The sequence below is a fragment of the Streptomyces xanthophaeus genome, assembly GCF_030440515.1.
Lineage (GTDB): Bacteria > Actinomycetota > Actinomycetes > Streptomycetales > Streptomycetaceae > Streptomyces > Streptomyces kutzneri.
Map to the genome: position 1 here is coordinate 1,901,540 of NZ_CP076543.1, position 22,486 is coordinate 1,924,025.

19 protein-coding genes are annotated in these 22,486 nt (G+C 73.8%); 8 read left to right on the forward strand and 11 right to left on the reverse strand.

What is annotated here, in order from left to right; translation table 11 throughout:
* Window positions 1–68: 68 nt before the first annotated feature.
* Both KO717_RS08170 and KO717_RS08175 read left to right on the forward strand, forming a co-directional pair.
* A complete protein-coding gene (locus KO717_RS08170; RefSeq protein WP_301365451.1) occupies window positions 69–1,184 on the forward strand; it encodes a cytochrome P450 in 1,116 nt (371 codons plus the stop codon).
* Window positions 1,181–2,101, forward strand: coding sequence for an NAD-dependent epimerase/dehydratase family protein (locus KO717_RS08175; protein ID WP_301365453.1), 921 nt, complete (start codon window positions 1,181–1,183; stop codon window positions 2,099–2,101). The genes KO717_RS08170 and KO717_RS08175 overlap by 4 nt, the downstream gene beginning before the upstream one ends.
* Here KO717_RS08175 and KO717_RS08180 read toward each other — a convergent pair.
* From KO717_RS08180 to KO717_RS08205, 6 genes are all read right to left on the reverse strand, one after another.
* A complete protein-coding gene (locus KO717_RS08180) occupies window positions 2,091–2,696 on the reverse strand; it encodes a GTP-binding protein (RefSeq protein WP_301365455.1) in 606 nt (201 codons plus the stop codon). The genes KO717_RS08175 and KO717_RS08180 overlap by 11 nt on opposite strands.
* The gene (locus KO717_RS08185; RefSeq protein ID WP_301365456.1) at window positions 2,683–3,057 is read right to left on the reverse strand and encodes a DUF742 domain-containing protein; all 375 of its coding nucleotides are present in this window, start codon (window positions 3,055–3,057) and stop codon (window positions 2,683–2,685) included. The genes KO717_RS08180 and KO717_RS08185 overlap by 14 nt, the downstream gene beginning before the upstream one ends.
* On the reverse strand, window positions 3,057–3,473 hold the full coding sequence (locus KO717_RS08190; RefSeq protein ID WP_030012808.1) for a roadblock/LC7 domain-containing protein: 417 nt from the start codon (window positions 3,471–3,473) through the stop codon (window positions 3,057–3,059). Before KO717_RS08190 ends, KO717_RS08185 begins: the two co-directional genes overlap by 1 nt.
* Window positions 3,470–5,866 (reverse strand): sensor histidine kinase, encoded by a 2,397-nt coding sequence (locus tag KO717_RS08195; RefSeq protein WP_301365457.1) that lies wholly within the window; start codon window positions 5,864–5,866, stop codon window positions 3,470–3,472. Before KO717_RS08195 ends, KO717_RS08190 begins: the two co-directional genes overlap by 4 nt.
* A 303-nt stretch (window positions 5,867–6,169) precedes the next feature.
* Window positions 6,170–7,534 (reverse strand): serine/threonine-protein kinase, encoded by a 1,365-nt coding sequence (locus KO717_RS08200; RefSeq protein WP_301365459.1) that lies wholly within the window; start codon window positions 7,532–7,534, stop codon window positions 6,170–6,172.
* Window positions 7,531–12,021 carry an Hsp70 family protein gene (locus KO717_RS08205; RefSeq protein ID WP_301365460.1) on the reverse strand — a complete coding sequence of 1,497 codons (4,491 nt, stop codon included), beginning with the start codon at window positions 12,019–12,021 and terminating at the stop codon, window positions 7,531–7,533. The genes KO717_RS08200 and KO717_RS08205 overlap by 4 nt, the downstream gene beginning before the upstream one ends.
* Window positions 12,022–12,272: 251 nt before the next feature.
* On the opposite strand from KO717_RS08205, the gene KO717_RS08210 reads away from it, so the two are divergent.
* The 4 genes from KO717_RS08210 to KO717_RS08225 all read left to right on the forward strand — a co-directional run bounded on the left by KO717_RS08210 (window position 12,273) and on the right by KO717_RS08225 (window position 16,249).
* A complete protein-coding gene (locus KO717_RS08210) occupies window positions 12,273–12,395 on the forward strand; it encodes a hypothetical protein (RefSeq protein WP_301365462.1) in 123 nt (40 codons plus the stop codon).
* A gap of 132 nt (window positions 12,396–12,527) precedes the next feature.
* Window positions 12,528–14,423: a RiPP maturation radical SAM C-methyltransferase gene (locus tag KO717_RS08215; RefSeq protein WP_301365463.1), complete on the forward strand. Its 1,896-nt coding sequence runs from the start codon at window positions 12,528–12,530 to the stop codon at window positions 14,421–14,423.
* Window positions 14,420–14,956, forward strand: a complete 537-nt coding sequence (locus tag KO717_RS08220; RefSeq protein WP_301365464.1) for a DUF5825 family protein — start codon at window positions 14,420–14,422, stop codon at window positions 14,954–14,956. The genes KO717_RS08215 and KO717_RS08220 overlap by 4 nt, the downstream gene beginning before the upstream one ends.
* Before the next feature lie 3 nt (window positions 14,957–14,959).
* Window positions 14,960–16,249 (forward strand): MFS transporter, encoded by a 1,290-nt coding sequence (locus KO717_RS08225; RefSeq protein WP_301365465.1) that lies wholly within the window; start codon window positions 14,960–14,962, stop codon window positions 16,247–16,249.
* Between the two features lie 52 nt (window positions 16,250–16,301).
* On the opposite strand, the gene msrB is transcribed toward KO717_RS08225, so the two are convergent.
* From msrB to KO717_RS08245, 4 genes are all read right to left on the reverse strand, one after another.
* Window positions 16,302–16,715: a peptide-methionine (R)-S-oxide reductase MsrB gene (msrB, locus tag KO717_RS08230; protein ID WP_301365466.1), complete on the reverse strand. Its 414-nt coding sequence runs from the start codon at window positions 16,713–16,715 to the stop codon at window positions 16,302–16,304.
* Between the two features lie 23 nt (window positions 16,716–16,738).
* The gene (gene murC, locus KO717_RS08235) at window positions 16,739–18,136 is read right to left on the reverse strand and encodes a UDP-N-acetylmuramate--L-alanine ligase (protein WP_301365467.1); all 1,398 of its coding nucleotides are present in this window, start codon (window positions 18,134–18,136) and stop codon (window positions 16,739–16,741) included.
* 60 nt (window positions 18,137–18,196) lie between these two features.
* Entirely contained in the window at window positions 18,197–18,664 is a 468-nt protein-coding gene (locus tag KO717_RS08240; protein WP_301365468.1) for an indole-3-glycerol phosphate synthase, read from the reverse strand.
* Between the two features lie 148 nt (window positions 18,665–18,812).
* Window positions 18,813–19,595 carry a pyrimidine reductase family protein gene (locus tag KO717_RS08245; protein WP_301365469.1) on the reverse strand — a complete coding sequence of 261 codons (783 nt, stop codon included), beginning with the start codon at window positions 19,593–19,595 and terminating at the stop codon, window positions 18,813–18,815.
* A gap of 84 nt (window positions 19,596–19,679) precedes the next feature.
* On the opposite strand from KO717_RS08245, the gene zapE reads away from it, so the two are divergent.
* Both zapE and KO717_RS08255 read left to right on the forward strand, forming a co-directional pair.
* Window positions 19,680–20,735 carry a cell division protein ZapE gene (gene zapE / locus KO717_RS08250; RefSeq protein ID WP_437184632.1) on the forward strand — a complete coding sequence of 352 codons (1,056 nt, stop codon included), beginning with the start codon at window positions 19,680–19,682 and terminating at the stop codon, window positions 20,733–20,735.
* A 62-nt stretch (window positions 20,736–20,797) separates the two neighbouring features.
* A complete protein-coding gene (locus KO717_RS08255) occupies window positions 20,798–21,223 on the forward strand; it encodes an OsmC family protein (RefSeq protein ID WP_030719855.1) in 426 nt (141 codons plus the stop codon).
* 52 nt (window positions 21,224–21,275) lie between these two features.
* Here the strand turns inward: KO717_RS08255 and KO717_RS08260 are convergent, their stop codons facing one another.
* Window positions 21,276–22,466 carry an amidohydrolase family protein gene (locus tag KO717_RS08260; protein WP_301365471.1) on the reverse strand — a complete coding sequence of 397 codons (1,191 nt, stop codon included), beginning with the start codon at window positions 22,464–22,466 and terminating at the stop codon, window positions 21,276–21,278.
* Window positions 22,467–22,486 lie beyond the last annotated feature (20 nt).

A 22,486-nucleotide genomic window follows, 5' to 3' on the forward strand; every position in this document is an offset into this window, starting at 1 on the left:
GGGCACGCGGCCCGGAGCCTTCCCCGGGCGTTCGCCCGGTCCGCCGATTCCACGGAGGTACACCCCCGATGAGCACCACGTCCCACGCCACGGCGCGCCGCCGCGACCGCCGCGTCTATCTGCGCAGCCATCCCCTGCTGTTCGGGCTGCTCGCCGCCACCCGCGGCCGTCCGGTGCGCCGGCTCGGCCGGACCCTGCTGGTGCACGGCCCGGAGGCCTACCGGGAGGCCCTGACCCGGCTGCCGCTCGACCGGACGGCGGCCGGTACGACGGGCGCTGCCGCGCGGACGGCCCTGGGCGGAGGCGGGGCCGGGGGTGTGCTCTTCGACCAGGAGGGCGGCGCGCACCGGGCGGACCGGCGGGGACTCGCGGGCTCCCTGGGCGGTGCCGGGGTCGAGGATCTCCGGTCGCTCTGGCGGCCGTTGCTCGTACGCCGGCTCGCGCCGCTGGACCGGGGCGGCGAGGTGGACCTCGCCGACCTCGCGCGGGAGCTCTCCGGGTCGGTGGTGTGCGCCCTGCTCGGTTCCGGCGCCGACCCGCGGGCGGTCGCCGGGGCCGCGGCCGAGGCGGCGGCCGCCTCCGTACGCAGTCACCTGCCGGGGCCGCGCCGCCCGCGCGCCGAGGCCGCCGCGGCCCGCGCCGCCGACCGGCTCCGCCGGCTCCTGGGGCCCACCGGCGAAGCCCTGCCGGCGATGCTGGCGGTGGCCGCCGTCAACACCACCGTCGCCGCGCTGCCCCGGGCGGTGGCCTGGTGCGCCGACGCGGGTCTGTGGGAGCAGGCGGCGGACGAGGCCCTGCGGCCGGTGCTCGCCGACGAGCTGCTGCGGGTCACCTCGGCCTCGCCGCTGCTGCCCCGGGTGGCCGCGGCGGACGGGGTCGTGGGCGGCTGCCCGGTGCGCGGCGGCGACCGGCTGCTGCTGGTCGCCCGGCACGCGGCCGGGGCGCACCGGCGCGACCCGGACGCCGTGCGGCCCGCCGGCCCGGCGGTGGACCGGCTGGTGTTCGGCGCCGGACCGCACGCGTGTCCCGGGGCCCGGCTGGCCCGGGCCCAACTGGCCGACGTCCTGGGCGCGCTGGCCCCGTACCGGCCGGTGGTGACACGGGCCCGGGTGGACCGGGGAGCGGCGCTGCCCGGCTGGCGCGTCCTGACCGTGCGGGCCGGGGGCCCCGGGGCCGGGTCGTGATCGCGGTGACGGGTGCGAGCGGCTTCTGCGGCGGGCACGTGGCCCGCGCCGCCGCGGCGGCCGGGGCCGAGGTGGTGTGCCTGGGCCGCAGGCCGGGCCCGCTCGGCACGCACCGCTTCTGGGACGCCGCCGCGGAGCCGCCTGACCTGTCGGGCGTGGACCTGGTGGTGCACTGTGCGGCGGCCGTCGGCGATCCGGCCCCCGGCTCGCGGGCCGCGGCGCTGATGCGCGCGGTCAACGTGGACGGCACGCGGCGGCTGCTCGCGGCGGCGGGCGGGCGGCCCGTGGTGTGGGTGAGCAGCGCCAGCGTCTACGATCCGCGGCACGACCGCGGCCTGGTCGGCGAGGAGCACCCGCGTGCCGGGCAGTTGAACGCCTACGGCCGGACGAAGGCGGAGGGCGAGGCACTGGCGCTGGCCGCCGGGGCGGTGGTGCTGCGGCCCCGGGCCGTCTACGGGCCGGGCGACACCACGCTGCTGCCCCGGCTGCTCTCCCGCGTGCGGGCGGGCACCCTGCTGCTGCCCGGACCGGACGTGACGCTCAGCCTCACCGCGGTGGAGAACCTGACGCGGGCCTGCCTGACGGCGGCGGCCTGGGCGCCGGGCGCGTACAACATCGCCGACGGGGAGCCGTACGGCCGCGACGCGGCGGTCCGCGCGGTCCTGCGCGCCCATGGCGTCCGGGCCCGGATCCGGCACCTGCCGCTGCCGGTGGCCGCCGCGGCGGCCCGGGTCGCGGAGGCCGTGGCGACGGTGGCCGGGGCCGAGCCGGCCCTCAGTCGGTACGCGGTGGACCAGCTGGCGCACCCGGTGGTCCTGGACCTCACCCGGGCGCGGGCCCAGGGCTGGGCCCCGTACCGGAACCTCGCGGACCACCTGGCCTCGGTGACCGGGGCCCGGCCGGGGCTCAGCGGCTGACGGCCGCCGGCGCCTGCGCCTTGGCGATGAGCAGGTCGAGCAGCGCGAGCAGGGAGCCGCGGACGTCCGTACGGGAGCGGGCGTCGAGCATGAGGACGGGGGTGTTCGGATCGCGCAGGTGCAGCGCCGCTCCGATCTCCTCGGCGGTGTAGGGCTGTTCGCCGTGGAAGCAGTTCGCGCCGACCACGAAGGGCAGTCCGCGGCTCTCGAAGAAGTCCACGGCCGGGAAGCTGCGGTCCAGGCGCCGGGTGTCGACCAGCACGATCGCTCCGAGCGCCCCGTTCAGCAGGTCGTCCCACATGAACCAGAAGCGTTCCTGGCCGGGCGTGCCGAACAGGTAGAGGACGACACCGGCGTCGGTGAGCGTGAGCCGGCCGAAGTCCATGGCGACGGTGGTCACCGTCTTGGACTCGATGCCGTCGAGGTCGTCGACGCCGATACCGGCGGACGTCAGCCGCTCCTCCGTGCGCAGCGGCTCGATCTCGGAGATCGTCTCCACCAGGGTCGTCTTCCCGACCCCGAACCCGCCGGCGACGAGGATCTTGACCGGGGCCGGTTCCCGGTGGGCGCTCGCGGTCGTGTCATATCCGGGCAAGGCTGTCCCTGATTCTCATGAGCAGGTGGACGTCGGTGGTCTCGGCGACCGCCAGGGGCGGCCGGTGGTGGATCAGCCCGCGGTCGGCGAGTTCGCCGAGGAGCAGCGTCATGGGGGTGAGGCGGATGTGCATCCGCGCCGCTATCTCGGCGACCGCCCGCCCGCCCGGCGGCGCGCACATGGCAAGGATCTCCTGCCACTCGGTGGGCAGGGTCCCGTCCACCTCGCCGTCGGCCGCCGCGGTGATCGTGGTGTCCATGGTGAGGACGGAGTGCGCGGCGGCCGTACGCCCATCGGTCAGGGCGTACAGCCGCGTCCGGCGGCGGCCCGCCGGCTGCGGCTGTGGCTCGTCCTGCGGCATTACGCGGACGGCTGGCCGCGCTCGGGCGTGCCCAGCCACTCGCCGAGCGCCTGGGCGGTCCGTACGGCCTCGCCGCCCAGCTCCCCGAGCCGCGCCTTGCGGGAGGTCACCACGATGAGGGTGCTGCCCTCGCCGCATCCGACGATGCAGAGGTACCGGTCGTCCATCTCGACGAGCTGGCGGATGACGCGGCCGCCGTCGATCTCCCGGGATATCGCCTTCATCGTGGACGCGATGCCGGAGGCCGCGGCCGCCATGCGCTCGGCCTGGGGCTCGTCCAGCAGGTAGGCGCTGAGCTTGATGCCGTCGTTGGAGAGCAGCACGGCCCCCTGGACGCCGGCGATCCTGCTCAGGTTGTTGTCGAGGACGCTGTAGATCGCGTCGTTGGATGCCGCGGTGTTCGGTGAGGTGGTCATGGCTGATCCCGTCGGAGCTCTTCTTCCACTGTCTGGGTCCCCTGTTCGTAGTCCGCCCAGGCATCGGCCACCTCTTCGGGTGTCGCGGTGTCGGGCCGGACGACGGTGTCCTGCGCGCGGGGCTCGCGCAGCTGTTCGGCGATGTGGGTCTGCGGGACGCGCTCCGGGAGGGCCGGGCGGACCGCAAGTGCGGGTACGGGTACGGGTACGAGTGCGGGCGCGGCCGCAGGCTCGGGCACGGCTGCGGGCGCGGCTGCGGGCGCGGGTGCCTTCGTACGGCGGCTCGGCAGCCCGGCGCTCGTGTGCACGACCGGCTCGGGCTCCGGGGCGGGCTCGGGCTCGCGTACCGCGGGCAGGCTCGGCACCGGGTCGGTCGCCGGGTCGGTGGCCGGGTCGGTGGCCCGGGACGGGGCCGGGAGCAGCTCCAGGACCCGGGCCTGCGGCTCGATCTCGCGCGGCGCCTGCGCGTCGGTCGCCACCAGCAGCTGCCTGGGCAGGATCACCACCGCCGAGGTACCCCCGTACACCGAGCGGCGCAGGGTGACCGTCGCGCGGAGCTGGTCGGCGAGGTGCCCGACCACGAAGAGGCCGAGCCGGTGCGCGTTCTGCGCCAGCACGGAGTACGGCGGGGCCTCGTGCAGGCGCCCGTTCATCTCCTCGTAGCGCTCCGGGCTCACCCGCGGCCCCCGGTCCTCGATCTCGACGGACAGCCCGTCCGTCACGAGTTCGGCGCGGATGACCACCTTGGACTTCGGCGGGGAGAACCGGGTGGCGTTGTCCAGCAGTTCCGCGAGCAGGTGGCTGATCTGGCTGATCGCGGACGGTTCCACGCTGGTCTCGTCCAGGGCCTGCCGCTCGATGCGCCGGAAGTCCTCGACCTCCGCGGCCGCTTCGCGCAGCAGGTCGGCGACGCGCATGGGCTCGGTGTGCGGGTCGGGGACCTCGCCGCCCGCCAGGATGAGGAGGTTCTCGATCTGCCGCCGCATGCCGACCGTCAGCTGGTCGGCCCGCATCAGCTCCGCCAGCAGCGCCTCGTCGTGGCCGAAGGTGTCCTGGAGGTCCTCGGTGAGGCTCAGCTGGCGGCTGACCAGGTTTCCGGTGCGCGAGGCGATGCCCGAGGCGAACAGTCCGAATCCGTGGCGCTCCGCGGCGAGCTCGCGGTGTCCGTCGACGGACACCGCGACGGCCCGGGCGAAGGCGTCGCTGATGCGTCCGACCTCGTCCCGGTCCCCGCTCACGGCCGGCAGGGCCTCGGGGTCCACGGTCTGGCCGCGCCGGAGCCGGGCCACGACGTCGGGCAGGGTCTCCTCGGCGACGGTCACCGTGCGCACGTGCAGGTCGTGCAGGCGGCGGAGCACCGACCGGGTGGTGAAGACCACGACGACCACGACGGCCAGCAGCCCGCCGGCGCTGCCCCCGATCAGCCAGGCGACCTCGGTCTGCAGCTCCGCAGCCTTGGCCTCGCCGCGGGCGAGCACCGAGCGCGCCAGGTCGATGTTGAGCGTGGTCATCTGCACGGAGAAGTTGGCGTGCGCGGAGGACCAGCCGCCGACGTCGGCGGGCAGCCTGATGCCCGAGACGATGTCCTTGTGCCCGGAGAGGACCGCGCTCTCGATGCGCGTCTTGGTCTGCCAGTCCGAGGAGCCGACGACCCGCTCGTAGAAGCGCTGGTCCCGGTCCGTCAGGTGCGGCACGATCAGCGCCTCGTGCAGGTACCGCTGGGCGCCCAGGGCGCTGACGAACTGGTCGTAGCCGACGAAGGTCAGTTCCCCGGACGGGCCGGCCAGGGCCAGGACGGTGTCCTCGCGCGCCACCATCTCGGTGGCCTGGAGCATCGACACCACGGGACGGCTCGCCTGGGCGAGTTCGGCGTCCTCGGCGTGGCTGAACTCCTGCTGGTACACCTGGATGACCTTGCCGATCACCTCGGAGTAGTAGGCCAGCGTGCTGTCGGCGGCGCCGCTGCGGGTGTCCGCGCGCCGGCGGTACTCGGCCAGTTTCTCCAGTTGCCGCGTCACCTCCGCGAAGGACCGCGAGGGATCGACCGCCAGCCGGCGGAACTCGGCCGCGGCCAGGTCCGTGGCCTCGCGGCGGACGCGCAGTTCGCCCTCGGACCCGTCGGTGCCCGTCCACCGGGCGGCGGTCGCCGTCCGCTCGGCCTGCATGTCGACCATGAGCGTGTAGAGCGGGGCGCCGACCTGTTCGGCGGCCGCCACGTCGGACCGGAGCTGCTCCGACTGGGCCAGCAACCGTTCCGCGGTCACCGCCACTTGGGTGCCCATGGCGACGGTGGGGACCACCGCCAGCCAGATCAGCAGGGTGCGCAGACGCACGGTGCGCCGCCGACGGGTCGTCGACTGCCGTCGTATGCCTTCGGGTTCTATGGGAGACATCGGTCCTCGCGAGCGGGGGACGGCGGGAGGCCGATCATAACCAGACATGGGGGAGATTCGGATAGGTGTCTTCCGAGGCCCAACCGTGCTAGTTGCGGTAAATCATCGCAGGCCAGAGATCGGATCGGAATCGAACCGCGACGTACTCGACACCATTGCCGCCCCGTCACGTTCCGGCCGCCGGTCAACCGGTGGAGGTCACGGGTGTCCGGTGACAGGGCGACGGCCCGCCGCGTCCGTTCCCCGGACTCCGCCCGTGTGCCAGGAGCAGGTGCAGCCCCCGCCCCCGCGAACGCGTCGGCGTCAACGACCGGCATCGGCGGCCGGACGGCCGGTCAGCGACCCCTGGGGCTCGCCCCGTACGAGCTTTCCGGCAGCGCTCAGAAGCCGCGGCGGTACGTCCGGCCGCTGCCGGGCGCGCTGCGCGAGGTGGTGGCGCAGGGCCGGGTCGGGGGCGCACCGGTAGCGTTCGAGGTAGTAGGCGATCTGGTCGGACCAGACCCAGAGGCCGTCGGTGCGGAAGCCGGCGGGCACCACCCTGCTCCGGGCGGGATCAAGGCGGTCCGGTTCCGGGACGAGGCCGTGCAGGGCCACGGGAGCCTCCCTGAGGGACCTGAGCAGGGCCGCGCACTCCTCGGCCGAGGTCACGTGCTCGCGGTCGGGCGCGATGGCGGGCGCTCCGTCGGGCCCCCGGAAGTCGAAGACCCGCGCGAGGTGCAGCGCGGTGGCCGGCGACGTCCCGCCGTCCGGCGAGCGCGGGACGTCCGCGTCGGCGCGCGGGTCGGCCAGCGTGGGCGTGTAGCCGCGAGGCGCCTCCAGCTGCCGGAGCCGTCCGCTGACGGCTGCGGCGTCCGGCGGCCGCGCCTCGCGGTCCTTGGCCAGCAGATCGAGGATGAGCCGTTCCAGGCCGGCGGGCAGGTCGGGGCGGAGCTCCGTCGGTGGGGGCGGAGGTTCGTGGAGGTGCCGGGCGAGGACGGAGTGGACCGCTCCGGTTCCGAACGGCGGTGTCCCTGTGACCAGTTCGTACAGGAGGCAGCCGAGCGAGTAGAGATCGGCGCGGGCGTCCACCGCCTCTCCCTGGATCTGTTCCGGGGAGGCGTAGGGCGGACTCCCGAGGAAGTGCCCGCTCACCGTCAGTTTGGTCAGGCCCCGACGGCCCGGCGCGGCTCCGGGCAGCAGCGCGGCGATGCCGAAGTCCACGACCTTGACGGTTCCGGTCCGGGTCAGGATGACGTTCGACGGCTTGAGGTCGCGGTGGACGATCTCCTTCGCGTGCGCGGTGTGCAGCGCGGCGCAGATCTGGCGGGCCCATGCGAGTACGTCGGTCAGGGGCGGCCGGGCCCCGCCGCGGACCAGGGTGTCCAGCGAGCTGCCCTCGACCAGCTCCATCACCACGTGGTAGCAGGGGTCCTTCCTGAAGTCGTAGACCGTGACGATGTGCGGGTCTCCGGCCAGCCGTGCCGTGAAACTGGCCTCGCGCTCGAACCGGGCCCGGAAGTGCGTGTCCTGCGCCGCGGCCGGGTGGATCAGCTTGAGCGCGACCTCCCGGTCGAGCAGTTCGTCGTGGGCGCGCCACACCTCGCCCATCCCGCCCGCCCCCAGCAGCACGCGCAGCCGGTAGCGCCCGTCGAGCAGCCGGCCCTCGGTGGCGCCGGTCACCGGGCTCACCCGCCGTCTCCGCCCGCCGCGCCCGTCAGACCGAATCCGGCGCTCGCGAGCAGGCCGGCCAGCGAGTCGGTCGTGACGGCGAAGGCGGGCTCCGACTCCGCGCGCAGGGCCAGCGTGCCGATCACCTCTCCGAGCTCGTTGAGCAGGGGGCCGCCGGCCGCTTCGGGGGGCAGTCCCAGATCGGTCTTGAACAACTGGAGTCGCTGCTCCGGGAAGACCTCGAACTTCTCGACGATGCCGGGAAGCAGTGCGTCGTCCGGGGCCGGGGCCCAGACGAGGTCGCCGATGTGGACGAGCCGGGGGAAGCCCAGCCGCAGCGGCGCCGCCTGCACCGGCTCGGCCAGGAGCAGCACGGCCGTGGCGATGGAGGAGGAGTCGGCGAGGAAGACCCGGCGCACGGCCCGCTCCCCTTCGGCCAGCCGCACGGTCATCCCCTCGGGGTCCTGAGCCGTCCAGCGCCGGCTGGTCAGGACGTGGCGGTCCGAGATCAGGAAGCCGCTGCCCTCCTGGCCGCTGCCGTCCGCCACCCGCACCAGGGCGGACCTGGCCGATGCCACGAACGCCCCGGGGTCTTCGGGGTCGAGCACGACCGCGCGCAGCCGGGCCGCGTCGGCCAGCAGCGTCCGCCGGTAGCCCTCCACGTCCCCGGCGCCGGCGAGGCAGTGCAGCCGCCGCCGGAGGTCGTCGGGGGCGGTGAGCGGCTCGGCCAGTTCCTCCAGGGCGTGGAGCGCCCGGCCGTGGTCACCGGCGTCGTGCAGGGCGCGGAAGCGCGTCAGCGGGTCACTGTCCACGGCGGCGAGGGCCGCGAGCACGCCGTTCCAGCGGGTCAGCCGGGCCATGCCCTGCCGCATGGCGTCGAGGTGCACCCCGAGCTGGTGGGCGAGGTGCTCTCCCGCGGCTGTCCGTTCCGCCAGGACGGGCTGGGAGAGGTAGTCCCGCGCAGTGGTCAGCAGGTCCCGCAACGGGGCGCGCAGGGAGAGGAGTTCGCCCTCCAGCTCGGCCGACTGCGGGCCGTACATCTCGGCGAGCATGCCCTGCACGGCCGGGTCCAGGGCCCGGCGGGACGGCCGGTGGGCGCTCAGGCGCTCGCGGAACTCGTGGCAGAGCGGCTCGCAGTCGCCGAGCTCGGCCGCCTCCTCGACCAGCCGGCGCAGGGTGCGCCCGAGTTCCTCCAGTTCGCGCTGGACGGTGTGCCGCCGCGACATCGTCTCGATCTCGCCGGGTGCGAGCAGGGTCGTCTCGGTGAACTCGGCCGAGCTGCTGTTCCCGGTCACGGTGTCGCGCGCCGTGACCGTCAGGACGCAGCTCCTGTCGAAGCCGAAGGTCACTTCGATCTGCGGTACTCCGCGCGCGACCGGCGGGATGTTCGCCAGCCGCAGGACCCCCACCAGGGAACGGGGCTCGATCCGGCCGATGTAGACCTTGATGTCCACCTCCGTCTGCAGGTCCCGGGTCGTGGTGTAGGTCTTCGACTCCTGGGTCGGAATGGGCGTGTTCCGCCCGACGAGGACGGAGAAGCCCGTGCTGCCGTCGGCCTCGGCGACCGCGATCCCGAGGTCGAAGGGGGTCACGTCCTGCAGTTGGATGTCCTCCAGGAGACCGGAGAGCACGGCACCTTCCAGTGCGGCACCGCAGGCCACAGCCGTCCGGGCATCCGACAGGACGGTGCGGTCGGCCTCGAAGACCTGCTCCACGGTCCCGCTGATCAGCGGCGAGAGCATGGGGCCACCGACCAGGACGAGGTGGTCGGGCGGGAGGCCGCGCTCGTCCATCATCCGCTCGCAGACGTCGCGCAGGGTGCGCAGCGAGTCGGCGAGCAGGGCGGCGAGTTCGTCGCGGGTGAGCTCCAAGCGCACTTCCGGCTGCCCGAGGTAGGCGTTGAGGGTGTATTCGGCCTCGTGCTGGGAGGAGAGGGCGATCTTGAGGTGCTCGGCGGCCAGTTCGAGCCGTCGGCGCGCCCGGCCGGTCGCCGGGACCTCGAGTCCGCGGCCGCGGAGCCGCCGCGCGAGCTCGTCGGCCACGATGCGGTCGAAGTCGTACCCGCCGTACTCGTTGTCGCCGAGGATGTTGCGGACCTGGTAGCGGTTGCCCTGGACCTCCATGGCGCTCACGTCGAGGGTGCCCGCGCCGAGGTCCACGACGGTGACCTCGCCGCTCAGCCGCCGCTGGGCGGCGGCCGCCAGGCAGGCCGCGGTCGGCTCGTGGATCAGGCGCCTGGCCTTCACCCCGGCGATCTCGCAGGCGCTGCGGGTGGCGTGCTTGGCGTTGTTGAGGAAGTACGCGGGGATGGTGAGGATCGCCTCATCCCGTTCCAGGGTGAGGTCGTGGTGCTCGGCCGCCCAGTCCAGCCACTCGTCGCGCACCTGCCCGAGCGCTTCGCGGGCCAGCTCACCGAGCCGTTCCCGTACCTGCCCGGCGAGGTGTTTCTCCACCAGCGTCCGGGCGTGCGCGATCAGGCGGGCGGCGACCTCTTCCGGCCGGTACGAGCGGTCGAGGATGGTGTAGGACATGCCGTCGCCCATCCGCCGCTTGGACGCGCTGATGTGGCCGACCACCCAGGAAGCGAGGATCTGGTCGCCGGTCAGTCCGACGCGTTCCTCGCCCCCCTTGGTCACCGTCAGGGTGGAGGCGAACTGGGAGTTCACTCCGTCCGGGCAGATGACCGGCTGTCCGCTGTGCGCGTCGTAGAGGGCGGCGACGCACGAGTGGGTGCCGAGGTCGAGGCCCCAGACGGTGGCGAAGCGGGCGTCCGTCTCGGCGCGGGCCCGCTGCGCCCACTCTGCGGCCCGCTCCTCGAACACCTTGCGGCCGACGGCGCCGATCGCCTGCAGGGCCTGGCTCACCCGTTCGCGCTGCAGCTCGGGGACGGCCGCGTCGTCCTGCTCGGCGAGTGACTTCAGGATCCCGGCGGCCGCCGAGTCGCGTCCCCTGCGCTCCAGGGCGTCCAGGCAGCGCTCGACGAGCTCGGCGATGTCGCCCGTCCTGCGCAGGAACGGGGCCAGCCGCGGGTCCTCGATCGCGTCCTCGCCCTGCCAGTGGATCAGAGCGCGGGCCGCCGCCGAGGCGTCGTCCGCCCGGCCGTAGAGCGCGACGGCCTCCTCGTACCGCCCGTCCTGCTCGTGCAGGCGGGCCGCGCCGAGCAGGTCGCCGCCGGCCTCGCGGGCCGCGGCGCGGGCCGCCCGGCCCTCGGCCGAGTCCTCGCTCTTGAGGACACGGTCGGCGTCGCCGAACCGCTCGGCCTTCCGGAAGAGGGTGTGCGCACGGTAGAGATCACCGGCGTCCTCGGCGTGTCCGGCCGCTTGCGCGGGCTGGCCCGCCGCCTCCTCGAACCGGCTCCACTCCAGGTGCACGGCCTGGCGGTCCGCCGCGGGCGCCTGCCGCAGCAGATCGTCCAGACGGCGCCGCTCGACCGCGACGACGGCCGCGCGCAACCCCTCCAGCTCGGTCTTCCGGTCGGCGACCCGCTCCGTGGGACCCGCGGCCCGTTCCAGTTGGCCGAGGATGTCCGAGACGAGCCCGAGGGCGGCGATCCGGTCGCCCCGTTGCACCTGGTCGTCGATGTCCGGGCGGCAGGCGGCGGCCAGGGAGGCCAGCCGGTCGGGCTCCTCCGCGGGGCAGGTCGCGAGCGCGGCCCGGTGATCGCCGAGCTGCTCGTGGCAGCGGCTCACCAGATCGCGCCGGCCGGCCTGCTCGCAGTGCGCCAGCGCCTCGGCGGGCCGGCCTGCGGCGAGGAGGAGTTCACCGGCCCGCTCGTGGAAGTCCCGGACCCGCTCCGACCATCCTTCGGTCCGGGCCAGTTCCAGTGCGGCCAGGACGTCGTCGAGGCGCTGCGAGGCCGCACAGCAGTCCAGCGCCTCGCGCTTGCGTACGGGGTTGTCCGCGAGCCGCACGGCATCGCCACCGCGGCCGAGGAAGAGCTTCACCGGGTACAGGTCCGGCACCAGGGGGTCGGCGAGGTGGTCGAAGAAGGCGTGCCACAGCGCGGCGTCGTGGGCGAGCGCGGCCCTCGCGGTGTACGCCCGTAAGGCTTGCGTCGTCGTGCCGGTGTCGAGGAGACCTGCGTCCTGGCGGCGCCGCAGCAAGGAAACGAGGCTGTCGGCACTGTCCCGCTCGCCCGCCAGCACCGCCAGCCGGCCCCCGGCCTCACGCTCCAGCGGGAGGTCTCCGGCACGGCCCGCCGCCTCGGCGATCACGGTGAGGACGGTACGGTCGCCGTGCCCGACGGCTTCGTGCAGCGCCGCCTTCCGGGCCGGCCCCAGGGCCGCCGCGTACCCCTCGGCGGGCAGCCGGCGGCCCGGCCGCTCCAGCAGGTCGGCCGCCAGCGCCGGGTCGTGGTCGAGCGCCTCCAGGAGCGCCCGTCCGAAGGCCTCGGCGGCCTGGTCCAGGTCTCTTCCGGTCAGCAGCGCGGGCCGGAAGGTCTGCTCCACCGCCTTCAGCGCCTTGCGCAGGCTGCGGGGTCTGCCGTCCGAAGACCTGTTGAGCCACACCTGTCCTCATCCCCCTGCGATCACAAGGCCGGGCCCTGATCTCACATGCTAACGACCCTGGGGGCAAAGGGAGATGGGACTGCGGGACTGCCCGCGATCTCCGTGGGACACAGGTTCGAATCCGGCCCGGCGCCCCGGCGGGAGCGGCGGCGCCCCGAAGGAGGGCACGCGGCCCCGTCGGCCGGAACCACCCCTTGCGTACCGCGAGTAACGGCCTTTAGGGTCGGCGGACTTGAGGAACGGGAGGCACCGTGGAAGACGACAGGGCACCAGAGGACGACACCCGGACCAAGCCGGAGATCAAGAAGGTGGCCGTCCGCGACGAGGCCAGGAAGCGCGACCGGCTCACCATCGACAAGCGGCCGTCGTCCTGACCGGGCGGAAGTCGGCACCCGGCGCGGCCCCGGCGAGCCCGGCATGATCGGCAGGACACCCCCTGGGGCCCCGTGCCGGGCTGTCCATCCGCCGGCCCGGCGGACGGAGCGGGGCCGGGCGGGGAGGAGCGCATGCGCGTCCATCTGGTGACCATGCCCTGGCAGCCGGTCGACCTGCCCTCGCTCCAGATCGGCCTGCTGCATTCCCTCCTGACCCGCACCCGGCCCTCCGACGAGATCCACGAGTTCCACGGTTCGCTGCGCTGGGCGCAATTCCTGCTGGAGCGGACGGACGGGCTGCTGCGCCCGGCCGACCACGCCGAGGTGGGCAGCGACTCGATCTTCGACGGGCTCGGCGACTGGGTCTTCTCGGGGGTGCTCTACGCGGACCCCGACTGGGGCGTCGCACGGCTCGGCGCGTACGCGCGGCGGCGCGGGATCCCGGTGGACAAGGCGCATGCCATGCGGGTCCACGCGGCGGACTTCATCTCCCGCTGCGCCACGGAGATCCTCGCCGAGGACCCGGACGTCGTCGGGTTCACGAGCACGTTCATGCAGAACGTGTCCTCGCTCGCGCTCGCCGCCGAGCTCAAGCGGCGCCGCCCCGGCCTCACCGTGGTCTTCGGCGGCAGCAACTGCGACGGGCCGATGGGCCACGCTCTGCACCGCAACCATCCCTTCGTCGACCATGTGGTCCGCGGGGAGGGGGAGTACGCGTTCCCCGCCCTGCTGGCCCATCTGGACGCCGGGACCCCGCCCGTCGACGTCCCGGGCCTGTGCTGGTGGGACGGCGGGGCCTCGCGCGCGAACGAGGAGACCCGCCGTACGGTGGCGCCGCGTGACATCGCCTCGCCCGACTACGACATCTGGCAGGCGGAGCTCGACGCCTCCCCGGTGGCCGAGTACGTCCGTCCGAAACTGGTCGTGGAAGGCGCACGCGGCTGCTGGTGGGGCGAGAAGCACCACTGCACGTTCTGCGGTCTCAACGGCTCGGCGATGGCCTTCCGCGCCAAGCCCGGTGAGCAGTTGTGGGCCGAAGTCGACCGGCTCGTCCGGCGGCACCGGATCCTCGACATCGTCACGGTCGACAACATCATCGACATGGCGTACTTCACGGACTTCCTGCCGCTCGCCGCCGACAGCGGCTGGGACCTCCTGATGCACTACGAGGTCAAGTCCAACCTCAGCACGGACCAGCTGGCGCTCCTGGCCCGCTCAGGGGCCGTGCACATCCAGCCGGGGATCGAGAGCCTCAACAACCGCGTCCTCGGCCTCATGGACAAGGGCGTCACCGGCTCCCGCAACGTCCGCACGCTCCGGGAATGCGCCGACCGGTCGCTCACGTGCACGTGGAACTACCTGTACGGGTTCCCGGGCGAGACGGCGGACGACTACGACCCGGTCGTCGACCAGATCCCCGCGCTCGTGCACCTGCAGCCACCGGGCGGCGCGTTCCGCATCCAGCTGGAGCGGTTCAGCCCGCACTTCGCCGATCCCGCCCTCGGCTTCGCCGAGCGGACCCCTGCAGAGATGTACGGCCATGTGTACGACCTCCCCGAGGAGGAACTGGCCGATCTGGTGTACCTCTTCGACACCCCGCCCCGCGGGATCGGCGGCAGGGCGGAGGAGCGGCTCGTACGGGCCGTCGCGGACTGGCGGGCCGGGCACCCCGGTTCGACGCTGCTGATGGAATCCGGCGCGGACGGTGACCTGCTGGTGCACGACCGGCGGCGCGGATGGCCGGCCCGGACGCACCGGCTCGGCGGCTGGGAGGCCGCCGCGTTCCGGCACCTGGAACACGGCCGATCCGGGCCCGCCCTGCACCGGCTCCTCACCGGGGAGGGGCATCCGGTCGCCTTTGAGCGGCTCACGGAGTGGCTCGGTGAGGGCGTGTCCCTGGGACTGCTGTTCTCCGACGGAAGGTCGTACGTGTCGCTGCCCCTGCGGAACGCCCCGGTCCGCGCGGTCGCCGTCACGGACGAGGCCGGGGCCGGGGCCGGGGCCGGCACCGAGGTGGTGGCCACGTGACCGGCGGGCAGGTGGTGGTGGACGAGCCGCTGCCGCTGGGCACGGGCGGACGCGGCGCGGCGGACGCCGTGCGTTTCCTGCGCGACTGCCAGAGCCGGGCGCTGACGGTGCGCTGGGTCCCGGACAGCGACGCCCTGCCCTTCGACACCGGGCTGCTGCACCACCTCCCGCCACCCGCTCCCCGGGCCGCCTCCCCGGGCGGGTCCGGCAGGTCCGGCAGCTCCGACGAGGCGGCCGTGTGGCGGTCCCGGTACGCGTACGGCCTGCTCTACCACCGCCGCGGGCCGGATTTCGTGACGGTCATGGACCGCAGGGATCCCGCGGCCTCGGCACGGTTCACCATCGACGAGCCTGCACTGCTCGGCGCCTTCCTCACCGTGCAGGAACCCACGGCCCTCGACGCACTCGACGCGGCACGGCGCGAGGCCGTGTCCGTGCTGGCGGACGAACGCCTCGTCCTGGTCACGCAGGGGTGGGCGGTGGCACTGCCGCCGCGCCTGCGCCGCTGGCCCGTCCCCTGCACGAGCGTCTGACCCGTGGCCGCGTCGCCGACCCGCCCCCCGGCCACGGCCGCCGACGGCGGCGGCACCCCGTGGGGTGCGCTGCGGCGGCACCGCCCGTTCCTGCTGCTCTGCGGCGAACAGGCGGCCAGCTCCGTCGGACGGCAGATCACCGCGCTGGCCCTGGCGATGCTGGCCGTGACCCGCCTGGACGCGGGCCCGTTCGGGGCGTCGGCTCTGCTGGCCCTGACCTATCTCCCCGGCGCCGTGCTCAGCCCCCTCGCCGGTGTGCTCGCCGACCGGGCCCGGCTGCGCACCCTGGCCGTCACGCTCACCTCGCTGCAGGTGGTGGTCGTCGCCTCGGTGCCGCTCGCCCGGGCACTCGGGAGCCTCGGTCTGCCGCACCTGTACGTGGTGGCCGCCCTGTCGGGCGCGCTGACCTGGACCCTCTCGGTCGCGCTGCAGGCGGCGCTGCCCCGGGTGGTCAGGCCCGAGCAGCTCCTGACCGGCAACTCGGCCCTGACCGGCGCCCGTACGGCGGGCATGATCGGCGGCCCGGCCCTGGGCGGCGTCCTCGTCGGTCTCGCCGGGGCGTCCTCCGCCCTGCTGGCCGGCAGCGCCGCCTACGCGGTCGAGGCCGCGCTGCTGTTCGCCCTGCCCGCGTCACTGAACAGACCGGCCGAGCCCACCGGACGCCGGGGCCCCCGGCTCGCCGCGCTCCGCGAGGGGCTGGCGGTGGTCCGGGCGGAACCGGTGCTGCGCCGGCAGGTGCTCGCGGGCGCCGGGTTCAACCTCGGCAGCGGGGCCGCGGACGCGCTCTTCGTGGTCTACGCGAATCGCGAACTCGCGCTCTCCGCATGGCAGTTGGGGATCGTGTACGCCGCCTTCAGCGTGGCCACCGTGGCCGGGGTCCTGCTCGCGGGCCGGTTCGCGACCTCCGTCGAGCTGTACCGGGCGACACGGATCTGCGCGGTGGTGGCAGCCCTCGCGATCTTCCTGGTGCCGGCGGCGTCGCTGGGCCTCGCCTTCCCCGCGCTGCTCGCCTACCAACTGGTCTTCGGCATCGCGGCGACCGTCTGGGCGATCTCCATGACGACCACCCAGCAACTGATCGCCCCGCAGCACCTCCAGGGCCGCGTCGCCGGGTTCGCCCAGGCGGCGCTCCTGACCACCGTCCCGGTGGGCGCCCTGTCCGCGGGCGCGCTGGCGGCCTGGCTGGGGAACGTCCCCGTGCTGACCGGCGCCGCGGCGGCGGCGCTCCTGGCCGCGTCCTGCTTCTGGCTGCCGCACCGCACCGGCACCGCCGCACCGCCGCCCGCCCCGTGACCGGGCGGGCCGGTTCCCTGCGGGACGTGGGCCCGAAGGGAACCGGCAGGGTTCAGCTCCCCTGGCCGCTCGGGGTCAGGCGCAGGGAGATGCTGTTGATGCAGTACCGCTGGTCCGTCGGGGTCGGGTAGCCCTCGCCCTCGAAGACGTGGCCCAGGTGGGATCCGCACTTCGCGCAGCGGACCTCCGTGCGGACCATCCCGTGCGAGGTGTCCGCGATCAGTTCGACCGCGTCGGTGTCCTTCGGGTCGAAGAAGGACGGCCAGCCGCAGTGCGACTCGAACTTCTCCGACGAGCGGAACAGCTCGGACCCGCACCCGCGGCAGGAGTAGACGCCCTCCGTCTTGGTGTCCGTGTATTCACCGCGGAAGGCCGGCTCGGTGCCCGCCAGGCGCAGTACCTGGTACTCGGACGGGGTCAGCTCCGCCTGCCACTGCTCGTCCGTCTTCTCGACCTCGTAGGACATGGTTCTCCCGCTCCCTCGTACCTTCAGCTCGACAGCCGGGCGAGGATGGCCGGACCGAGGTCCGTGACGTCGCCCGCGCCCATGGTGAGAACGAGATCACCGGGCTTGGCCATTCCCGCGACGGCGTCGGCTACGGCCGCCTTGTCGTGCTCGGCGGTGACGTCGGCGCCCGCCGCCCGCGCGGCCGCGATGATCAGCTCGCTGGTGACGCCGGGGATCGGGTCCTCGCGGGCCGGGTAGATGTCCAGGACCAGGGAGGCGTCGGCGAGGGCCAGCGACCGGCCCATCTCCTTGCCGAGCTCCTGGGTGCGCGAGAAGAGGTGCGGCTGGAAGACGACCAGGATCCGGGCGTCCCCGGCGGCTCCGCGGATGGCCTCCAGGTCGGCGGTCATCTCGGTGGGGTGGTGCGCGTAGGAGTCGATCACCTGGACGCCCGCGGCCTCGCCCTTGAGCTGGAGGCGGCGCTTGACGCCGGTGTACTTGCCGAGCGCGCTCGCCAGGTTGTGCGCCGGGATGCCGAGCGCCACGCCCGCGGCGAGGGCCGCGACGGCGTTGTGCGCGTAGTGGCGGCCGGGGACCGAGACGGTGAAGGTGAGCATCCGGCCGTCCAGGATCACGGTGACCTCGCTGGTCAGGCCGCGCGGGGTGATCTTGGTGATCCGGACGTCGGCGCCCTCCTCCTCGCCGTACGTGACGACGGTGAGGCCCTCCCGGCCGGCGACCCGGCGGGCGATCTCGGCGGCGCCCTCCTGGCCGTGGGCGACGACGAGGGTGCCGCCGGGCACGACCTTGCCGACGAAGGTCTCGAAGGACTCGTAGATCTCGTCGATGGAGGCGTAGTTCGCGTGGTGGTCGAGCTCCGCGTTGAGGATGATCGCGACCTGCGGGGTGTACTTGTGGAAGGTGCGGTCGCTCTCGTCCGCCTCGGCGACGAAGATGTCGCCCTCTCCGTGGTGGGCGTTGGAACCGGGGGCGTCCAGGTCGCCGCCGATGGCGTACGAGGGGTCCAGGCCCAGGGCCGAGAGGGACACCGCCAGCATCGAGGTGGTGGTGGTCTTGCCGTGCGTGCCGGCGACGGCGATCGGCCGCAGCCCGTCCATCAGGGCGGCCAGCGCGTCGGAGCGGTGCACGACGGGGATGCCGAGCTCGGCGGCGCGGGCCAGTTCGGGGTTGTCGGCGCGGATCGCGCTGGAGACGACCACGCAGGTGGAGTCGGCGGCGAGGTTGCCGGCCGCGTGTCCGCCGTGGACCGTGGCGCCGTGGGCGCGCAGCGCCTCGGCGGTCTCGGAGTCACCGCGGCTGTCGCTGCCGGCCACCTGCGCGCCGCGCTGGGCCAGGATCTTCGCGATGCCGGACATGCCGGCGCCGCCGATGCCGATGAAGTGGGGCCGTTCCATGGCGGTCGGCAGGCCGGGCTTCATTCAGGTCACTCCAGGATCGTGTTTCTTGCGGGTGCGCGTGAGGCTCTGACTGGCCCCAGCCTATTCGTTGTGGGCGAAGAGCTTGAGCACGGGAACGCCGACCTTGTGGCGGGCGCGCGAGGCCCAGTCCCGGTGGAAGAACTCCTCCACGAAGTGCGGGGCGGTCAGGACGATCACCTCGTCGGCCTCGTGCTCGTCCACGACGGACTTCAGCTTGTCGAGCGGGTGGTCCTCGATGATCTGCCCCACGGCCTTGGCGCCCTTGGCGCGCAGCGCGTTCAGGGAGTGCGCGAGGGCGTGCGCGGCGGGGCCGAGGGCGTCCTCGCCCTCGGGTTCGTCGCCCTCACGGATGGCCTCGGGGAGCTCACCGAGCGCTACGTCGTCGATGGCGCGCAGCAGTCGGTCCTGGTCGCCCCGGGGTTGCATGAGCACGATGAAGGAGACCGCGTCGTCCCCGTGCAGGTTGGTGACGAAGTCCACGTCCACCGCGGTCAGCGGCTGCTCGATCATCAATACGCTCGTGAACACGGACGCCCTCTCCTTCATGGGCCGAGGCCGGCCGGCCGGCCCCTGCGGAAACCATCCTGCCCCGCTGTCGCACGGGGCCCTGCGCAGACATACCTGCCCAGTTATGTGCCCAGCGGAAGCAAAGCGGAACGACAAATTCCGCGCCTTGTCAGATCCGACGGTAGCTCGTGAAGAGGAACCCGGCCTCTTCCAGTACGCAGGCGGGCGCGAGCCGGTGCGGAACCGTGACGGAGGGGCCGCCGGCGATCCTCTGGGCGCCTCCCGCCACGAGCATCGGGGAGATCGTCAGGCACAGCTCGTCCAGGGCGTCGGCGGCCACGAACTGGCCCAGGAGCCGGGGCCCGCCCTCGGTGAGCTGGCGGCGCAGCCCGCGCGCGGCGAGCTCCCGCACCACCCGGGCGGCGTCCACCCTCGTACCCTCACCGGCCACCACGACCTCGGCCCCGGCCCGCGCGGCCTCGGCCACCCGGTCCGCGGGCGCGGCAGCGCCGGTGACCACCAGCGTCGGCACCAGCGGGGAGGTGAACAGGGGCAGCGAGAAGTCCAGGTCCATGCCGGCGGTGACCACGGCGATGGCGGGCGCCGGGCCCTGCCCGGAGGCGGCCCGGCGGGCGGCGAAGGCCTCCCGGGCGCGGGCCGGGCGGTAGCCCTCCTGGCGAACCGTTTCCGCGCCGACGACCACCACATCGGCCAGCGCCCGCAGGGTGCCGAAGATCCGCATGTCCGTCTCGCCGGAGATGGGCTGGGAGCGGCCTTCGTGCTGGGCGCCCCCGTCCAGGGTGGAGACCATGTTGGCCCGGAGCCAGTGGCCGTCCGCCTTCAGCGCGGGGTACGCGTAGGCCTCCGCCAGTTCGTCGAGCGACCACTCCCGGTCGGCCCGGTCCTGGGGCGGGGCTGATGTCTGATCGGTCACAGGGAACAGGCGTCGCATCGGTGCAGTGTGCCACGCCCCGTAGAGTTGAGAGCTGTGTCGACATCTCTCTCCACCTCCGGTTACACCTCCGGCCGGCCCCCCATAGCCGACGCGGGGCCCCAGGCCCTCTGCGCGCGCGAGCCGCGGGTGCCCGCCGAACGGCTGGTGGCCGAGATGGTGCCGCCGCCGCGGTTCGACTCGGTGCGCTTCGACACGTACAACCCGGACCCGACCCAGCCCAGCCAGTCCGAGGCCGTCACCGTGCTGAGCGGCTTCGCCGCCGGTCTGGGCGGCGCGCACGCAAGCGGCGCCGGCAAGAAGCGCTGGTTCTCGAAGAAGCCGGCCGCCCCCGCCGCCCCGCGCGGGGTCTACCTCGACGGCGGCTACGGCGTCGGCAAGACCCACCTGCTGGCCTCCCTGTGGCACGCCACCCCGGCCGAGCCCGCGCTCAAGGCCTTCGGCACCTTCGTGGAGCTGACCAACCTGGTCGGCGCGCTCGGCTTCCAGCAGACCGTGCAGACCCTCGGCGGACACCGGCTGCTGTGCATCGACGAGTTCGAGCTGGACGACCCGGGCGACACCGTACTGGTGTCCTCGCTGCTCAGCCGCCTCGTCGAGCAGGGTGTGGCCCTTGCCGCCACCTCCAACACGCTCCCCGGCAAGCTCGGCGAGGGCCGCTTCGCCGCCGCCGACTTCCTGCGCGAGATCCAGGGGCTGTCGGCGCACTTCCGGCCGCTGCGGATCGACGGCCAGGACTACCGCCACCGCGGCCTCCCGGAGGCCCCGGCGCCGTTCTCGGACGAGCAGGTCACCAAGGCCGCGTACGCGACCGGGGGCGCGAGCCTGGACGACTTCCCCGGCCTGCTCGAACACCTGGCCAGGGTGCACCCCAGCCGCTACGGCGCGCTGACCGACGGCCTCACGGCGGTCTGCCTGACCGACGTCGGCCCGGTGCCGGACCAGTCGACGGCGCTGCGGCTGGTGGTACTGGCCGACCGCCTGTACGACCGCGAGATCCCGGTACTGGCCTCAGGTGTCCCCTTCGACAAGCTGTTCAGTGAGGACATGCTGAACGGCGGCTATCGGAAGAAGTACTTCCGCGCCATATCGCGGCTCACCGCCCTGGCACGCGACGCGAAACCCCTGGTCTCCCAGTAGGTTTGGGGACGCCGGGCCCTTTCGGGAGCCCGGCCGTTTCCCACATCTTCGAAGGGATCACCATGGCCACCACGCGTACCGCGCACACCGTCTGGGAAGGCAACCTGCTCAAGGGCGCCGGCACGGTCAGCCTCGACTCCTCGGGCCGGGGCTCGTTCGAGGTCTCCTGGCCCTCGCGCGCCGAGGCCGCGAACGGCAAGACCAGCCCGGAAGAGCTGATCGCCGCCGCGCACTCCAGCTGCTACTCGATGGCCCTCTCGCACGGCCTGGACGGCGCGGGCACCCCGCCCACCCGCCTGGAGACCAAGGCCGATGTGACCTTCCAGCCGGGCGAGGGCATCACGGGCATCCACCTGACGGTCCGCGCGGAGGTCCCCGGCCTGGACGCGGAGGGCTTCGCCGCCGCGGCCGAGGACGCGAAGAAGAACTGCCCGGTCAGCCAGGCCCTGACCGGTACGACGATCACCCTGAGCGCGGAGCTCGTCTGATCGCTCCCGCTCCGGCGGGGGTGCGGGCCGCACATCGCGGCCCGCACCCCCGTCAGGCGGTCGCCAGCTGCGGGATCAGGCGCATCGCGTTGTCGTGGTAGATCCCCCGCAGCTGCTCCGGGGTGAAGGCCGGGTCCGCTTCGAGGGCGGGCAGTGCCAGGTCCATGACCGTGTCGGCGGGGGCCGCGGGCCAGTCCGTGCCGAAGAGGACGTGGTCGGCCGGCACGTGCTCCAGCAGGGTCGCGGCGGGCGCCATGGGGCCTGCCGTGTCGTAGTAGAAGCGGCTCAGGTGGTCACGGACGGCGGCGGGTTCGACGGCCGGTTCGCAGAACCGCCCGAGGGCCTGCAGACGCGTCGCGATGAACGGCAGGAAGCCTCCGGCGTGCGGCAGGACGACGGAGATGTCCGGGAACCGGTCCAGCGTCCTGCGGCTGATCATGTTCACGGCGGCCCGCGTGGTGTCCAGCAGGAAGTCGCACATGAAGTTCGGGATGCCCGGAACCGTCGACCCGCCGGGCGGGCCGGAGGTACCACCGGGCGGACCGGGCGGACCGGACGCACCGGACGCACCGGGCCGGCCGGAGGAGGCACCACCGGGCGGGCCAGGCGGGCCGGGCGGGCCGCACGGGCCGTCCGGAAGGTTGTGCGGGTGGGTGTCCACCACGGCGGAGTAGTCGTTCAGCTCGTGGAACAGCCGGTCGTAGGCGGGATCACCGAGGTAGACGCCCCCGTAGTTGGCCGTCACGTTCACCCCGACGGCTCCGAGCTGCCCGAGCCCGCGGCGCACGGCCCAGGACGAGGCCTCCGGGTCGTCCAGGAACAGCGGCACGTAGTACGAGAACCGTCCCGGATGCGCCTGCGCCACCTCGCTCATCGACTGCAGCGTGATGTTGATGGCCTCGCGCAGCTGCGCCGACGACCGGTAGCGCGCCGGCAGCATCGGCTTGAGGACGGCGGTCGTGATGCCCGCGCCGTCCATGAAACGGATCGCCGCATCGGTGCCGAGCCGGCTCCACGGGGGCAGCCGTTGCGGATCGATCAGTCCGTGGTGCGCGGCCCAGTCGCGCCACTGGGGCGCGCAGAAGTGATGATGCATGTCGATCTTCGAATGGACCGCGCGCGCCGCGTCCGTATCCGGTGCCGAGTAGCCCCGCGCGACCCGGATGACCTCGCTGGTGCCCACCGCGGCGATCCGCAGTTCGTCCGCCGGCGTCCCCAGGAGGCGCAGTGCGGAGGTACTCACGGAATCCGTCATGCCAATCC

Excerpts from the sequence above, each read along its gene's own strand:
- murC (WP_301365467.1), bottom strand. The coding sequence starts at position 18,136 with ATGAAGCCCGGCCTGCCGACCGCCATGGAACGGCCCCACTTCATCGGC.
- KO717_RS08170 (WP_301365451.1), top strand. The coding sequence starts at position 69 with ATGAGCACCACGTCCCACGCCACGGCGCGCCGCCGCGACCGCCGCGTC.
- KO717_RS08255 (WP_030719855.1), top strand. The coding sequence starts at position 20,798 with ATGGCCACCACGCGTACCGCGCACACCGTCTGGGAAGGCAACCTGCTC.
- KO717_RS08195 (WP_301365457.1), bottom strand. The coding sequence starts at position 5,866 with ATGTCTCCCATAGAACCCGAAGGCATACGACGGCAGTCGACGACCCGT.
- KO717_RS08215 (WP_301365463.1), top strand. The coding sequence starts at position 12,528 with ATGCGCGTCCATCTGGTGACCATGCCCTGGCAGCCGGTCGACCTGCCC.
- KO717_RS08245 (WP_301365469.1), bottom strand. The coding sequence starts at position 19,595 with ATGCGACGCCTGTTCCCTGTGACCGATCAGACATCAGCCCCGCCCCAG.
- msrB (WP_301365466.1), bottom strand. The coding sequence starts at position 16,715 with ATGTCCTACGAGGTCGAGAAGACGGACGAGCAGTGGCAGGCGGAGCTG.
- KO717_RS08185 (WP_301365456.1), bottom strand. The coding sequence starts at position 3,057 with ATGCCGCAGGACGAGCCACAGCCGCAGCCGGCGGGCCGCCGCCGGACG.
- KO717_RS08190 (WP_030012808.1), bottom strand. The coding sequence starts at position 3,473 with ATGACCACCTCACCGAACACCGCGGCATCCAACGACGCGATCTACAGC.